The 14,057-nt window shown below is 41.8% G+C and carries 14 protein-coding genes and 2 pseudogenes; 2 read left to right on the forward strand and 14 right to left on the reverse strand.

Features of this window, described 5'->3' with window-relative positions; translation table 11 throughout:
- Nucleotides 1-163: 163 nt before the first annotated feature.
- The 4 genes and pseudogenes from AYJ08_RS05295 to AYJ08_RS25040 form a co-directional block, all read right to left on the reverse strand.
- Complete coding sequence (locus tag AYJ08_RS05295; RefSeq protein WP_064016860.1) at nucleotides 164-1,351, reverse strand: outer membrane protein assembly factor BamB family protein; 1,188 nt, start codon at nucleotides 1,349-1,351, stop codon at nucleotides 164-166.
- Between the two features lie 395 nt (nucleotides 1,352-1,746).
- Nucleotides 1,747-2,316 (reverse strand): hypothetical protein, encoded by a 570-nt coding sequence (locus tag AYJ08_RS25030; protein WP_483295056.1) that lies wholly within the window; start codon nucleotides 2,314-2,316, stop codon nucleotides 1,747-1,749.
- Between the two features lie 18 nt (nucleotides 2,317-2,334).
- A pseudogene (locus AYJ08_RS25035) lies at nucleotides 2,335-2,655 on the reverse strand (ATP-binding cassette domain-containing protein); the annotation flags it as partial.
- A gap of 177 nt (nucleotides 2,656-2,832) precedes the next feature.
- Nucleotides 2,833-3,792: pseudogene (locus tag AYJ08_RS25040) on the reverse strand (ABC-F family ATP-binding cassette domain-containing protein); the annotation flags it as partial.
- A gap of 168 nt (nucleotides 3,793-3,960) precedes the next feature.
- Here AYJ08_RS25040 and AYJ08_RS05305 point away from each other — a divergent pair.
- Together AYJ08_RS05305 and AYJ08_RS05310 are read left to right on the forward strand one after the other, a co-directional pair.
- Nucleotides 3,961-5,538 carry a YifB family Mg chelatase-like AAA ATPase gene (locus AYJ08_RS05305; protein ID WP_064016861.1) on the forward strand — a complete coding sequence of 526 codons (1,578 nt, stop codon included), beginning with the start codon at nucleotides 3,961-3,963 and terminating at the stop codon, nucleotides 5,536-5,538.
- A gap of 339 nt (nucleotides 5,539-5,877) precedes the next feature.
- Nucleotides 5,878-6,129 carry an AbrB/MazE/SpoVT family DNA-binding domain-containing protein gene (locus AYJ08_RS05310; RefSeq protein ID WP_018670802.1) on the forward strand — a complete coding sequence of 84 codons (252 nt, stop codon included), beginning with the start codon at nucleotides 5,878-5,880 and terminating at the stop codon, nucleotides 6,127-6,129.
- Nucleotides 6,130-6,435: 306 nt separating this feature from the next.
- Here AYJ08_RS05310 and AYJ08_RS05315 read toward each other — a convergent pair whose 3' ends face one another.
- The 10 genes from AYJ08_RS05315 to AYJ08_RS22845 form a co-directional block, all read right to left on the reverse strand.
- Nucleotides 6,436-6,816: a YraN family protein gene (locus tag AYJ08_RS05315; protein ID WP_064016862.1), complete on the reverse strand. Its 381-nt coding sequence runs from the start codon at nucleotides 6,814-6,816 to the stop codon at nucleotides 6,436-6,438.
- Nucleotides 6,816-7,124 carry an EscU/YscU/HrcU family type III secretion system export apparatus switch protein gene (locus AYJ08_RS05320; RefSeq protein ID WP_031413650.1) on the reverse strand — a complete coding sequence of 103 codons (309 nt, stop codon included), beginning with the start codon at nucleotides 7,122-7,124 and terminating at the stop codon, nucleotides 6,816-6,818. Before AYJ08_RS05320 ends, AYJ08_RS05315 begins: the two co-directional genes overlap by 1 nt.
- A 20-nt stretch (nucleotides 7,125-7,144) precedes the next feature.
- Nucleotides 7,145-9,220: a hypothetical protein gene (locus AYJ08_RS05325; RefSeq protein WP_064016863.1), complete on the reverse strand. Its 2,076-nt coding sequence runs from the start codon at nucleotides 9,218-9,220 to the stop codon at nucleotides 7,145-7,147.
- 151 nt (nucleotides 9,221-9,371) lie between these two features.
- Nucleotides 9,372-10,154 carry a ribonuclease HII gene (locus AYJ08_RS05330; protein ID WP_064016864.1) on the reverse strand — a complete coding sequence of 261 codons (783 nt, stop codon included), beginning with the start codon at nucleotides 10,152-10,154 and terminating at the stop codon, nucleotides 9,372-9,374.
- A 211-nt stretch (nucleotides 10,155-10,365) separates the two neighbouring features.
- Complete coding sequence (gene ylqF, locus AYJ08_RS05335) at nucleotides 10,366-11,262, reverse strand: ribosome biogenesis GTPase YlqF (protein ID WP_064016865.1); 897 nt, start codon at nucleotides 11,260-11,262, stop codon at nucleotides 10,366-10,368.
- 40 nt (nucleotides 11,263-11,302) lie between these two features.
- Nucleotides 11,303-11,863 carry a signal peptidase I gene (lepB, locus tag AYJ08_RS05340; protein WP_031413644.1) on the reverse strand — a complete coding sequence of 187 codons (561 nt, stop codon included), beginning with the start codon at nucleotides 11,861-11,863 and terminating at the stop codon, nucleotides 11,303-11,305.
- Nucleotides 11,864-12,036: 173 nt separating this feature from the next.
- A complete protein-coding gene (gene rplS, locus AYJ08_RS05345; RefSeq protein WP_031413643.1) occupies nucleotides 12,037-12,384 on the reverse strand; it encodes a 50S ribosomal protein L19 in 348 nt (115 codons plus the stop codon).
- A 251-nt stretch (nucleotides 12,385-12,635) separates the two neighbouring features.
- Nucleotides 12,636-13,382, reverse strand: coding sequence for a tRNA (guanosine(37)-N1)-methyltransferase TrmD (trmD, locus tag AYJ08_RS05350; protein ID WP_064016866.1), 747 nt, complete (start codon nucleotides 13,380-13,382; stop codon nucleotides 12,636-12,638).
- A 14-nt stretch (nucleotides 13,383-13,396) separates the two neighbouring features.
- Nucleotides 13,397-13,918 (reverse strand): ribosome maturation factor RimM, encoded by a 522-nt coding sequence (gene rimM, locus AYJ08_RS05355; RefSeq protein WP_064016867.1) that lies wholly within the window; start codon nucleotides 13,916-13,918, stop codon nucleotides 13,397-13,399.
- The coding region (locus tag AYJ08_RS22845) for a YlqD family protein (RefSeq protein ID WP_255365449.1) at nucleotides 13,915-14,057 on the reverse strand (143 nt) is incomplete at its 5' end. The genes AYJ08_RS22845 and rimM, both read right to left, overlap by 4 nt.

The raw sequence follows: 14,057 nt of genomic DNA on the forward strand, positions 1-14,057 counted from the left end.
TAATAAGATGCTCCTTCATTTGAAATGATGATTTGTGCATATAAAACAAAATGATTCGAGTTTTTGATCCATACAAAAAAGGGAATCACTCATTAACAACCATAAGTGATTCCCAATCCATTCATATGTGTAGGCTAGCCTCTTGCCTATTTTTTATAATCTGTTACTTGCCAACAGCCGTCACACGTCCATTTTGAGACACAAGATAAATCGTACCATCCGCACCGATAGCAGGTGCTGATACCGTATTGTCTTTCATGTTGTATTCCCAAATTCGATTTCCTTTTTGATCAAGCGCACGCAGCACACCGTTTCCTGTTACCATGTAAATCACTCCATTAGCGTCAAGGATTGGAGCTGATTCGATTTTATGCCCTCCATTATAGGACCACTTGGTTTTCCCGTTTTTAGAATCTACCGCAAAAAACATACCGCTATCTGTTCCAACGTAAAGTGTTCCATTAGAATCAATAGCAGGGGATGAGGTTATTTTTTTTCCAACAGAAGTAGACCATTTTTCTTTCCCATTGGATGCAATTGCGTATATCTTTCCATCTTCTGTACCCAAGTAAAGCGTACCATCATTTCCGATAACTGGAGATTGCTTCATAGGAGCATTTAATGCCAACGTCCATTTCGTTTTTCCTGATGCCGCATGAACAGCATATAATTTACCGTCTGAATTCCCCACATAAACCACTTGATCCTTTGAAAGGATTGGCGCTGTAGTTACAGGGGCTTTTGAGCTAAATGTCCATTTCTCGGAACCATTCTCGTTAAAAGCTTGTAGTTTGCCATCGCCCGTTCCTACATAAATCGTTCCATCTGAACCAAGAGCAGGGGACGTAGTTACTTCACCAACCGTACGTTTCTCCCATTTTTTCACTCCGCTTGGGTAAACAGCAAACAAGAGATGTTCAGTCGAACCCGTATAAATCGTTCCATCCTTACCAATTACACTACTGGACAGATCGCCTTTGAGCAGAGTTTTCCAATTAATGCGGCCGTTTTGATATGCATAAAGCTCTCCTCCATTAGAGGTTACGTATATCGTGCCATTAGCTGTAACTACAGGTGAGGATTTGATAGATTTTCCTGATGTAATCGACCATTTCTCTACTGGGTTAGGAGCAACATTATAACGCGATTGTCGGGTCCAGTTATATGTAGAAGGTTGTGCTGCTTGATAATCATAGCTACCAGCTTGATAACCTGTTCCTTGCGTAAAGGCTGTTGTTGTTTGAACTGGCTTCACGGCTACAGGCTTAGCCAAAATTGCCTGAGGTACTACCACTGAAGACAAAATCATGGTTCCCGCTACTAACAGTTGGATTCTATTCTGTTTTTTCATGTTAATTCCCTCTCTCTTCCACAGGTTTTTAATGAATTGATCATGTTATGCTTTTATTCCGACTATACGCACAGAAAATGATGGGTTTACTACCAGAAACGTGCGTGATTTCCTTTTGAATATACTGTAAATTGCTAGGTGAGTCTACCGTTTATTGTCAGGTAATTTCACCCATTCTTTCTTAGGACTTTTGTCTGAATATTATTAAAGATAGGTGAAGATGGTCATTGAATCCATGTATCATTTTATGTAAGGCGCCTTATAGCATAAGTTTACACGTTTGACATAGGAATGAATCAGTGTGATTTTTTCCAAAAAAAGAAGGAAGGTTTCTTCAACCTTCCCCTCCATGATCCAACAATTACCTGTATACTGTTAGACCCTTCATCATTTAGTTATCCTCTTTTATTGGCTTCCTCCAGCTCTTCCACCATAATCGATAGCTCAGTCCAACGTTCCATAGCCTGCTCCAATTGGTTGGCTATCTCCTGTTCCTGGGCAAACAGCTCCTGCGCTCGCTCTACGTTACTACCAGCATTTGCAACCTGATTTTTTACCTCTGAGAGCTTTTCCTCCAAATCAGCGATACGATCCTCTATTTCATCCCAATCTCGTTGGTCTTTATAGGATAATTTTTTGGTTCGGTTTCCACCCCTAGTGGCTTGAGCAGATGACTGATCTGATTTTTGTTCACTCACTTTTTCTTTTGCTGCTTTTTCAGCTAAAGCTTTCTCTTGCTTGCTCTCGTCTAGGTACTCAGAATAATTTCCCATGTAATGACGAATTGTCCCTTGCCCTTCAAAAGCAAACAAATGCTCAACGGTTCGATCTAAGAAATAACGATCATGGGAGACAGTAATCACAGCCCCTGGGAAGTTATCCAGATAGTCTTCCAAGATACTAAGTGTTTGGATATCCAGATCATTGGTTGGCTCATCAAGGAACAAAACATTGGGTTCTCCCATTAACGTCCGTAGCAAATACAGACGGCGACGCTCCCCACCAGATAGCTTAGAAATATACGTCCATTGCTGATTTGGAGTAAATAAAAATCGTTCCAGCATCTGTGAAGCAGACAAGGTAAATCCATCTGCTGTTTTGATTTGTTCGGCTACCTCCTTGATATATTCAATGACCCGTAGATTACCATCCATCTCCACATTTTCTTGTGTGTAGAACGCAAGCTTAACCGTTTCACCTGTTTCAATTGTTCCGCTATCAGGCTGAATACGACCTGCAAGCATGTTTAGCAGTGTTGACTTCCCGCTACCATTGGGCCCAATAATCCCAATTCGATCTCCAGGTACTACAATGTAGCTAAAATCAGTAAGCAGTATACGTTCGTCAAAAGCTTTCGAGACCTTCTCTGCTTCAATGACCTTTTTACCAAGACGACTTGCCCCCATAGCAATATCAAGCTTAGCCTGTGGCCCCTCCACCTTCTTGTCTCGTAGCTCCTCGGCTCGCTGCACCCGGGCTTTTTGCTTCGTAGTTCGGGCTTTAGCGCCTCTTCTCAGCCATGCCAGTTCTCTACGCAGTAGATTTTGTCGTTTGCTTTCTTGAGCCAATTCATTCTCTTCGCGCTCTGCCTTCTTTTCTAAAAATGACGCATAGTTGCCCTCATAGCTATACAGCTTGCTGTTATCCAATTCAAAAATACGATTTGTAACTCGATCGAGGAAATAACGGTCATGGGTTACTAGTAATAGTGCACCCTTAAAGGAAGAAAGGTACTCTTCTAGCCACTCTACTGTTTCATTATCAATATGGTTGGTCGGCTCATCTAAAATAAGCAAATCAGCAGGCTGAATTAGCGCACGTGCCATCGCTACCCGTTTACGTTGTCCACCAGAAAGCTCGCCTACTTTCTGCCCAAACTGGGTAATGCCTAATTTGGTCAGTATCGTTTTTGCCTTCGTGTTTGCATCCCAAGCATTCGTTGCGTCCATTTGTTGCTGGGCATGTAATAATCGTTGTAGCTTGCGCTCATTTTCCTGATCCTGCTGCAGTTCTTCCAAAGAAACCTCATATTCCCGTAGGGCCTGCATAAGAGGGGTATCTCCATAAAATACTTGCTCAAGGACAGTTGAATCTCCATCAAATTCTGGATTCTGCGGCAAATATTCTACACGAAAATGATTGGAATGAATAATCTCCCCCTGATCTGCTTCCTCTATCCCCGCTAGAATTTTAAGCAAGGTAGACTTACCAGTACCATTTACGCCAATCAACCCAATCCGTTGATTCTCAGCAATATGAAAGGAGATCATGTCAAACAAGACCTTTTCTCCAAAACTTTTTTTAATATGTTCTACTGTTAATATATTCAATTTGACCATCCTTACTTCTATATAAGATGTCCGTTCGTAGTACTCTACAAAATCTGTTTTTAACGAAACGTAGAGTAAAATATTGTTATCGTACATGGACTTACTTCTCATTGTACAAAATGACAGGCCTAATGGGAACAGCTAGCGGGATTTTGAGACACGAAATCATTTTTGTTGCAGATACCCTTTAACTTTTTATACAGTCAAACTTAGATGGCTTGAAAATGGATTATTATAGTTCAAATCAATTCGTAACGACTGGTAAAGGGGTTATCTAACATGTATGCAAAAATTTATTCAGCTACCATTCATGGAATAGATGGCATGCTAGTTACAGTAGAAGTGGATATTTCCAATGGATTGCCACATTTTGAAGTGGTGGGTTTAGGAGGTAGCGCTGTTAAAGAAGCACGGGATCGTGTCCGAGCCGCCTTACGAAATTCCGGATTCGACTTCCCTATGCAGCGAATTACCGTCAATCTAGCCCCCGCAGATGTGCGAAAAGAAGGCTCCGTTTTTGATTTAGCAATCGCCTTTGGAATCTTGCTAGCATCGAAACAAATTGAAATGACATCAGATATTCCACTTATTATCGGTGAACTGGCGCTAGATGGTAGCCTACGTCCCATTCCAGGTGTCTTGCCCATGCTACTGGAGGCTCAGCAAAGAGGATTTAAGAGAGTAATTTTGCCCATTGCCAATCAAGCAGAAGCAAAACTTGTTCCCTTAGAAATTCTGCCTGTACCCCATTTGCGAACCGCTGTGGAGGCTAATAAAGGAAACGAATGGGTCCATGTAAGCGATCCTACTGCATCTCATTTGGACTGCACTAATTCAAATCCTATTGAGCTTAAAACCGAAAGTAGACATCCTCCTGATGCGATTCCTACATATGATTTTGCTGATGTCATGGGACAACATTTCGTAAAAAGGGGTCTAGAGGTTGCAGCCGCTGGATTTCATAATGTAATGCTAGTTGGTCCACCCGGCTCTGGAAAGACCCTATTAGCCAACTGTTTTCCAACCATCATGCCTAAAATGACTCAGGAGGAATCCTTTGAAGTTACTAAGATCTACAGCATTGCTGGCTTAACAACGCGACATGGTCTTATTGAGACCCGCCCCCTGCGTGCGCCACATCATACAATCACCCAAGCCGCTCTAGCAGGTGGAGGATCTCAAATTCCACGTCCGGGAGAATGTAGTCTGGCTCATGGCGGAATTCTTTTTCTTGATGAAATGCCCGAATTTTCCAGAGGTGTTCTTGAAGTGCTACGACAGCCCCTTGAAAATGGTCACATTACCATAAGTAGGGCCAAACAAGCCTATTTGTATCCAGCGCGTTTCTTACTAATTGGATCTATGAATCCTTGTCCATGTGGATATTATGGTTCCAAAGATCAAAATGTCTGTCGATGCTCACCCTTACAAGTATTAAAATATCGTTCAAAAATCTCTGGCCCCTTGCTAGACCGCATCGATATCCATTTGGAAGTGCCTCGTGTTTCAGTAGAACAGTTAACAAAGCGAGAGGGGGAGGAAAATTCAGCTTCAATTCTCACACGTGTAGAGATGGCTCGCAGTATTCAACGTCAGCGTTATCGTCAAAACAAACGTTTTTCATTTAATAGCTCAATGACTGGACAAGAATTACGAGCATACTGCTCTCTTGACAAAGGCGGACAGGAGTTAATGAGCATAGCTTTTAATCAACTAGGACTAAGCGCTCGTGGATATGATCGAATTGTTAAAGTGGCTCGTACGATTGCTGATTTAGATGGTTCTGAGCACATCAAAACTTCACATGTAGCTGAAGCGATTCAATATCGTTCACTTGATAAGGCTGTTTTAGCATGATCCAAAAATATCTCTTCAAAACAGGTTAGCCATACACCTTTTGGGGTAAATATTTGTTGAGCATATTCTGGTTTCTATGAATTCCTGAACAAATTGTCCTTCGAAAAGATAGCATTATGTTCATACACTGTTTAGGAGATTGGGTACTATTTTACGAGTAAGAATCATAATAAGTAAACAACCTCATGTAAGCGGAATCAACGTTATAAATGTTAGTAGAATATTCACTTTTTTAAAAGAAGTAAAGATTGACTTATTTATTAAATATTGGTACTATAATAATCAGATAACCTGTCGAATTTTGACTAAATACATCTGACAGAGAGGGGATTTACACCTATGAAATCAACAGGTATTGTAAGAAAAGTGGATGAACTAGGACGTATCGTTCTTCCTATTGAATTGAGACGTACATTAAACATTGAGATCAAAGATCCTATGGAGATCTATGTAGATGGAGAACGCGTAATCCTGAAAAAATACTTGCCATCTTGTATCTTCTGTGGAAATGCTGACCAAATTACTCACTTCAAAGGTAAAATCATTTGCCATGATTGTCTGAATGATATGCCTGTTGGCACGAAAGAATAAGTTTTCCTTGTTACATACGCACTAAATATGTTTTCCTTTATGTATAACTAAAGAAACCGTTCTCTTCCTCGGAAGAAAACGGCTTTTTTATTTCATCATGCAAAATATGGTTTTTACAAAAAAATAGCTGTCTTCACGTCATCTCTGACTAAAGACAGCCAAACCAGATGTATTACTTAATATGGAGGAGTTACAACTCGTCGAGTACATTGTATTTTACGCTCGAATATATACTATTGATGTAGTTAAATCACTATGAACGGCCTATTTCTTGCAAATTTAGGTAGCTATCATATTATCTATTGCCTAAATACATTTGTAATGCTCAAGACCTTCTTCACTCTGTGAAAGATCAGGCGGAATCCATACTGCAATGGCATCAATTCGAAATGAATCATAGGACTGCGTATGATTTTGCAGATAGGCTAGAGCTAGCTGTCGCAATTTTTGCTGTTTGCGTGGTGTAATTGATTCAACAGGACTTCCATACCTAGGAGTAACTCCTTTTTTACCTATACGAGATCGAACTTCAACAAACACAACTGTTCTCTGCTCCATTGCAATAATATCAATCTCTCCCTGAGAAAGTCGGACATTACGGCCAATAATCCTGTAGCCTAGGCTTTCAAGGTAATCGCATGCCCTCGATTCCCCAATTTGACCAATTAGCCTTCTTCGGTCTGTCATTAACTCCACTCTTTCTTATCTAACCGATAAACAAACGCAAGAATTTCTGCTACCACCTGATATAATTCAGGGGGAATTTGCTGCTGTAAATCCAATTTAGACAGAACCTCTAATAACGAAGGGTCCTCCTGAACAGGGATGTTATGCTCTTTTGCCTTTTGCAGGATACTCTCAGCAATATAACCTCCCCCTTTAGCAACCAGACGTGGAGCATCGTCCTGATCCTCTTTATAGCGCAACGCTACTGCCTTTTTTAATTGCGGTACTGATTTTTCTTGAAAGGCATTGTTGGTAAAGGACCGATCCATTACGTTCCCCCCTTCCTATATTAGACACGCAAATCAACACCTGTGTAATTACTGTTCAATTGCTCTGTTTCTCTTATAAGTCCCCCGTTACCAGATTTGGCTTCTGGTAAGGGCAAGACACGTAAAATAGATAGCTGATATCCTACTTCTTGGAGTTGCTGAGTAAACGTTTGCTTTTCTGACTGAATCAGTTTCTCCAACCAAGCTTGATCATTATAAACCTGAATCGTTGTAATTCGATTGACAATACTCACATCCACCATGGTCATTCCTAGAGCATGTAGATCTAATTGAAAAAATAATCTACAATTTCCCGGGTCTAATTGCCCGCCTTTTTGCTTACGTGCCTCCACTTGTACAAAAGCTGTATCTTCTCCTTGCTCAGTCTTAATTGGAATTTGCATCATCACATGTGTCAGTGGTTGTGTTTGCTGAGAAGTCGACATCATTAATTGTTGTCCGGTAATATGCTGAAGCAATTGCTCTGCTGTTTCCTTTAATACTAAAGATACGCCTTGGGAAGCCTGTGCAACTTGTAATAACAAGCTTTTGATATTTTGTAATTGCTGCTGATCAATTGCTTCTTTGCCTGTCCGTCCAGCCTGAAAAATATGTCTTTCATTAGAGACACCTAATAGTTCCAGTTTTTGCTGTAAAATTCCCGTTTCCTTCCGTAACTGAGCTTGATCCGCTGACGTTCCCTCAGTTGATTGGGAAGATCCTGCTTGATTACTAATTGTAGATGGCTGTTTCAATGATTCTTCTGGAGCAAGCATGCCAGAAGCTGGAATCTTAGAATTTACAGAAGAATTCTGCATGGGAGCTTGCATACTGGTTTGTTGTTGTCTATTTTGGGTAGATTCCCCTACATCTGTGAGTGTTTGGTTGCTATTACCTGTGATAATGACTGATTCTGTAAGAGTACGTGCAGTTCCAGATGAAGGAAGTGAAGACGATTGACCTGTACCTTCTGTTTGCTTCAGAGTAGCCTGTCCATTTCCTCCATTTATACCCCCGTTCAATCGTGTTTGCGCATCTGCTTCCGCTCCACTTATAACTCCAGCATTTCCTCCTTGTTGCGCATTTGAACCTTGAGTGGACGAAAATGGTGCCGTGTTATCAGATAAGGCTGACGACATAGGTCTCTGTTGGATTGGAACTTGATTCAAAAGATTCGTCTGTTGCCCTGTTTGCTGGCCGATTCCAACAGATGAGGCACCATTTTGTACTCCTGCCCCTGTTTGTTGCCCTGCTTCAGCTTCTTGGTTGCCAATATTTTGAGGCAATGACGTTTGCGAAGGATTCCCCATCGCTTGTTTTCCCAACATTCCTGAGTTCCCGTTTAGCAAAGGCGGTTCTTCATTGAGCTGTAGCGGCAACGACTGTAATAAGCTTGCCAGAGTTCGCAAGGTTTGTTGTAATTGTGGTTGTGGTGACACAGAGGCTGAAGAGCCACCTTGCGGGGTTGTTTGAGTCTGCTCATTAGCCCCCGAAGCCTCACTTTGCAATGAAAGCGTAGCCAGTGTATCGGTCACCTGCTGCAAAAAAGCCCGAATAGAGTCTGATATGTTATTTCCAAATAAAAAGCTGCGCAACGCCAAGACTACATCCTGCGTGATTGGGATTTGTTTCGTAAGTGCTGTCTGCACTGCTTGCATCACATCTGTACCTGATCCTTGCGTCTTTATGATTTGACCAAGCTCCATTAATGTTTGCTTGTTTACAGGCAAATTCTTATCAAGTAAAAATTGCAGAGCTTCTTTTAATTCTGGTTGATTCGGTAAACCAAAGGAGCGTAATAAACCCTCCTGAGAGGCTTCTTTTGTGGTTTGACCTGCCTCCGTATGAACCACTTTTAACGTAAGTGGTTCTGTATTCCCCTGAACCTGTAACCATGCTTTTTGACCTGCTTCCAAATTCGTCTCCATTTTAGCTACCATTTGCATTCCGCCAATTTGCACGATAGCACCCTGTTCCGGAAGTACTTTTACGATGGTTCCCTTTACCACCTGATTCGGGCTTAGCTCTATCTGTTTGCTTCCGCTTGTGCGGGTTTGCTGCAACATATTAGACAGCAATTGACCTGCTTGGATCATCGGTTCCTCCTCCTTTCATGTAAAACGAATAAACCTTTATTCCAAAAAGAAATTTATGTACGAAATAGGCTGAAATGATTCTTATCAATGCTGATTTTGATCAGGAAAGATTTTTGGACTCTCTCAAGCCTCGAACATATCTTATACCCCTCTATCCAGTAATAAGCTCCTTAACTCCCCCAAAGGTTTTGCGATGCAACGCGGAAGGGCCATGCGTGCGTAAGGCTTGTAGATGTTCGGCAGTGCCATAACCAGCATTTTGTTCAAAGCCGTATACCGGATACTCTGCCGCATATGCTTCCATAAGACGGTCACGCGTCACTTTTGCCACGATTGATGCAGCTGCGATCGAAATACTTTTGCCATCACCGCCAATAATCGAGAGTTGTGGAGCTTCTAAACGCGGTAGATGTACAGCATCAATTAAGCAGAGGTCTGGAGTGATTCCTGCGTCATTTATGGCTATGTACATTGCTTCGCGTGTCGCTTCTAGAATATTAATTTCATCAATGCGCTCAGCAGAAACGCTCCCAATACCTACAGCGATTGCTTCGCGCATAATTACTTCATAATAAGCTTCACGCATGGAGACATTTACCTTTTTCGAGTCATTTAAACCTGGCAGATAAAAATCAGCGGGTAAACAAACGGCTGAGGCAACCACGGGCCCTGCTAGAGGCCCTCTTCCAACCTCATCTATTCCTACTATGTATTGATTACCTTGTGCCCAGTATAATTTCTCTGTTTCTGTCATAGCTTCCCAAAGGGCTTGCTGCTTTTTCAAATGATTTTCCTGAGCAATAAATCTGCGCCAAATTGCTTGGACGCCTTTTCTTGGGTCTGTAGAAAGCTCCAATCGTTCCTCTGAGGAAAGCTGGTCTGCTCCTTCGACCCATTCTCTTATCTTTTGTATCGACATTTCCGCAATGTTCATTAATTCTCTCTCCCGACTTCCTTTACATTCTTTCTTTATTCTATCGTAAGACTAGCCCCGCGACAAAAATTTTTCACATCTATCGTATCCAAATAATCTATTCCATCAATTCTTACATAGAACAATACTGATTGAATGATTCACACATTTTATCATTTGATCAAACAACTAAAAACCCCTGCCATGTCGGCAAGGGTCAATACGTACATTTTTATTCATCATAGATAGAACGCGGCTCGCCAATGGCTACTTCCATTTCCCAATCGATCGGACGTTCTAATGAAATTTGACCAATCTTTCCTGAGCGTAGTTCACGTAGCAATAGCTCAGAAGCTTTGTCATAGTCAATATATCCACCTGACGCCATACAGCCACGTTTTTTACCGATCATTTCTAGTAATTCTACGCCATCCTCAGGTAAATCAGACAGCTTAAAGCGGTCTTTTAATCGCTCTGGATAGTAATGCATCATATACCGCACAGCATACAGGGCCACCTCAGAGAAATCAATCAGTTCATCCTTAATAGCACCACTTGCAGCTAATCGTAACCCTACCATTTGATCCTCAAACTTAGGCCAAAGAATACCTGGTGTATCCAGAAGCTCTAGTGTATCGCCCATTTTTACCCATTGCTGTGATTTGGTCACGGCAGGGCGATCTCCTGTCTGTGCAACAGAGCGTTTTGCTAAACGATTAATCAGTGAGGATTTCCCAACGTTTGGAATACCTAAGATCATGATTCGTACTGCTCTTGCCAGCATTCCACGATCTGCACGTTTTTGTAGCATGTCTGAAGCTAATTCCTGGCATAGCTCTGGGAGCTTGTTCACTCCTCTTCCTGATAAAGCATCAATCGGCAGCGTACGGAGGCCTTGTTCTTTAAAATATCTTATCCACATTTCTGTTACAGATGGATCAGCCAAATCCGCCTTGTTTAGCAATATCAAACGTGGTTTTTCTGCCACGATTTCATCGATCATCGGGTTACGACTAGATAAAGGTAGTCTTGCATCCAGAAGCTCGATGACCACATCAACCTGCTTTAATTTCTCCGTTACTTGGCGGCGAGCTTTAGCCATATGTCCCGGAAACCATTGGATTGTCATCGTACATTCACCTACTTTGTTTACACAGCTATTTACTTCATTAGCGTGTCATGCGTATATCTTTTAACGGCCAGAAGACAAACTCTGCCCGGCCTACCACCTTACTTATTTCAACTGGGCCAAACTCTCGGCTATCTGAACTATTTTGGCGATTATCCCCCATTACATAAATATGTCCAGGTGGAATCGTTATTTTTTCGAAAGGAGTGGTTAGTGGTAGATCCTTCTCTTTTTGCGCAATTTCACGTTTCTCTTTTAAGTATGGCTCTTCCACTGCCTTATCATTAACGTACAAAACATCATCTTTTACTTCAACGGTGTCTCCAGCAACAGCGATGACCCGTTTGATATAATCACGCTTCTCAGACGCATGGAATACGATAATTTCCTCACGTTGCGGCTCTCTTAGATGATAGAGAGCTTTGTTAACCACGAGTTTTTCTTCGTTATGCAAAGTAAAATCCATGGAATGACCCTCGACGATAAACGGGGCAAATAAAAAGGTACGGATGAAGAATGCTAAAGCTATGGCTATGACAATCGCTTTAATCCATTCCCAAGCTTCATTTTTCTTCTTGGTAGTCGAGGCGTTTTCGCTCATAATCTTTCCTCCTGCTCTAGAGTCTCATTTATCTATTATATATGACAGAAGATATCTTTACACTTTATAAGTGCATCTATCTGAGATGAACTGTATTTTCTAGAGAACTGAGGGCATTCAAAACCGAATGTAACTGAAAAAAGGGGGACTGGCAAGCAGCCCCCCTCTTATTCTTATCGACGAATTTCTTTAATGCGAGCAGCTTTACCTACGCGATCGCGAAGATAGTACAATTTCGCACGACGTACGCGACCATGGCGAACTACTTCAAGTTTGTCGATCTTCGGTGTGTGTAGTGGGAATGTACGCTCAACACCCACGTTGTAAGAAATCTTACGAACAGTGAAAGTTTCGCTTACACCAGTACCACGGCGGCGGATAACAACGCCTTCGAACACCTGAATACGCTCACGAGTGCCCTCGATAACCTTAACGTGTACACGTACAGTGTCACCAGGACGGAACGCAGGAATATCCTGTTTCAGTTGTTCTTTTTCCAATTCACGAATAATTTGATTCATCATGATTCACTCCTTCCACACAGACGTTCTTACTCGCCTTACTTGTTAAACCTCTGCTGGGTTAACGAACGAGTAGCGGACCGTCGTAGTCAGCGACAAAATGCCACAAGTGATATTCTAGCATAACTATAGGCCGTTAACAAGCATTATTAGAAAATAATCAAGGAAAAATTCCCTCAATCTACTACTATAAATGGATGATCAAAAATCAGTGGCAAATTGGTAGGATTAGTCTTCCCATGCTTGTAAAATCAAGCGTTACTTTCTTCTTGCTGAATCTCTATTAGTAGCTTTTCAATTTCTTTGGTTTTCTCAATCTTCTCCAGTAACTCTGGTCGACGTTGCAGGGTGCGCTTTAGAGATTCTTTCAGTCTCCATCTCTCAATATTCGCGTGATGTCCAGACAAGAGGATATCAGGCACCTTCCAGCCGCGGAAATCAGCAGGGCGTGTGTAATGGGGATGCTCTAAAAGTCCCGTAGAAAAAGAGTCTGTTACAGCAGACATTTCATTGCCGAGAGCTCCTGGCTGTAAGCGCACAACGCTATCAATCACAACCATGGCACCTAATTCTCCACCTGTTAGCACATAATCGCCTATCGAGATTTCATCCGTGACCAGATGCTCACGAATTCTCTCATCGTAGCCCTCATAGTGACCACAAATAAACACGAGGTGCTCTTCACGAGCTAACTCCTCAGCCATTTTCTGATCATATCGTCTTCCTTGCGGGCACATTAGAATAATACGCGGTTTCGAGGTACCCTCACGAGCCTGAAGGTCTTCCACGGCATCAAAGATCGGATCTGGCTTTAAGACCATGCCACCACCGCCTCCATAGGGAGTATCATCTACGTTGCCGTGTTTGCTTTTCGAATAATCGCGAAAGTTAATGACTCCAAAATCGACGATTCCTCGCTCTGCTGCTTTTCCTAAAATACTGGTAGAGAATACCCCTGTAAACATCTCTGGAAACAGTGTTAGTACATCAATACGCATGATCTAACTCTCCTCTATAGCAATCCATCCATGAGGTGGCAAATTACTTTTTTGTTCTGAACATCTACCTCTTTAATGCAATCATCAATGAAAGGTAGCATGATTTCTTTGCCCTTGTTACCTTTTACTACCCAAACATCATTGGCACCTGGCTGTAAAACCTCTGTAATCTTGCCTAATACCTCACCTGTGTCCGTAATCACTTCGCATCCAATAAGCTGATGAATATAAAATTCATCTTCTTCAAGCTCTAGCAGTTCCGTTTCCGAAACCTTTAATTCTCCACCCTTATACTTTTCCACGTCATTAATAGATGAGTAGCCTTTAAAGGTTAGAATGGTAAAATCTTTGTGTTCGCGATACGAAGCTATTTCCACAATCACTGGTTCGGTCAAGCTTGGATGGAACAAATGTAATTTATTCCCTTTTTTAAAGCGAACATCTGGGAAATCTGTTGTAGAAACGACACGCATTTCTCCACGTAATCCCTGTGTATTAACCAATTTTCCTACTGTATAAAATTTTGGTTGTGTCACAAGCTTTTGCCTCCTTGACGTATTTCTATTACAATCCCGTCACGAATGATAATTTCAGCATCTGCCATTTTTTCATTCCAACGGTCCCCTACTTTCATTTCAACTTGACTTTTAAGGGTTTGCTGATGGAGTTCACTTT

Origin of the sequence: Brevibacillus sp. SKDU10 (genome assembly GCF_001645205.1) — a bacterium.
GTDB classification, from domain to species: domain Bacteria; phylum Bacillota; class Bacilli; order Brevibacillales; family Brevibacillaceae; genus Brevibacillus_B; species Brevibacillus_B halotolerans.

Coding starts and splice junctions, on each gene's coding strand:
- rplS (WP_031413643.1), bottom strand. CDS start 12,384: ATGAATCAAATTATTCGTGAATTGGAAAAAGAACAACTGAAACAGGAT.
- AYJ08_RS05330 (WP_064016864.1), bottom strand. CDS start 10,154: ATGAACATTGCGGAAATGTCGATACAAAAGATAAGAGAATGGGTCGAA.
- AYJ08_RS05305 (WP_064016861.1), top strand. CDS start 3,961: ATGTATGCAAAAATTTATTCAGCTACCATTCATGGAATAGATGGCATG.
- AYJ08_RS05320 (WP_031413650.1), bottom strand. CDS start 7,124: ATGGATCGGTCCTTTACCAACAATGCCTTTCAAGAAAAATCAGTACCG.
- trmD (WP_064016866.1), bottom strand. CDS start 13,382: ATGCGTATTGATGTACTAACACTGTTTCCAGAGATGTTTACAGGGGTA.
- AYJ08_RS05295 (WP_064016860.1), bottom strand. CDS start 1,351: ATGAAAAAACAGAATAGAATCCAACTGTTAGTAGCGGGAACCATGATT.
- AYJ08_RS25030 (WP_483295056.1), bottom strand. CDS start 2,316: ATGGGAGAACCCAATGTTTTGTTCCTTGATGAGCCAACCAATGATCTG.
- AYJ08_RS05315 (WP_064016862.1), bottom strand. CDS start 6,816: ATGACAGACCGAAGAAGGCTAATTGGTCAAATTGGGGAATCGAGGGCA.
- AYJ08_RS05325 (WP_064016863.1), bottom strand. CDS start 9,220: ATGATCCAAGCAGGTCAATTGCTGTCTAATATGTTGCAGCAAACCCGC.
- lepB (WP_031413644.1), bottom strand. CDS start 11,863: ATGAGCGAAAACGCCTCGACTACCAAGAAGAAAAATGAAGCTTGGGAA.
- AYJ08_RS05310 (WP_018670802.1), top strand. CDS start 5,878: ATGAAATCAACAGGTATTGTAAGAAAAGTGGATGAACTAGGACGTATC.
- ylqF (WP_064016865.1), bottom strand. CDS start 11,262: ATGACAATCCAATGGTTTCCGGGACATATGGCTAAAGCTCGCCGCCAA.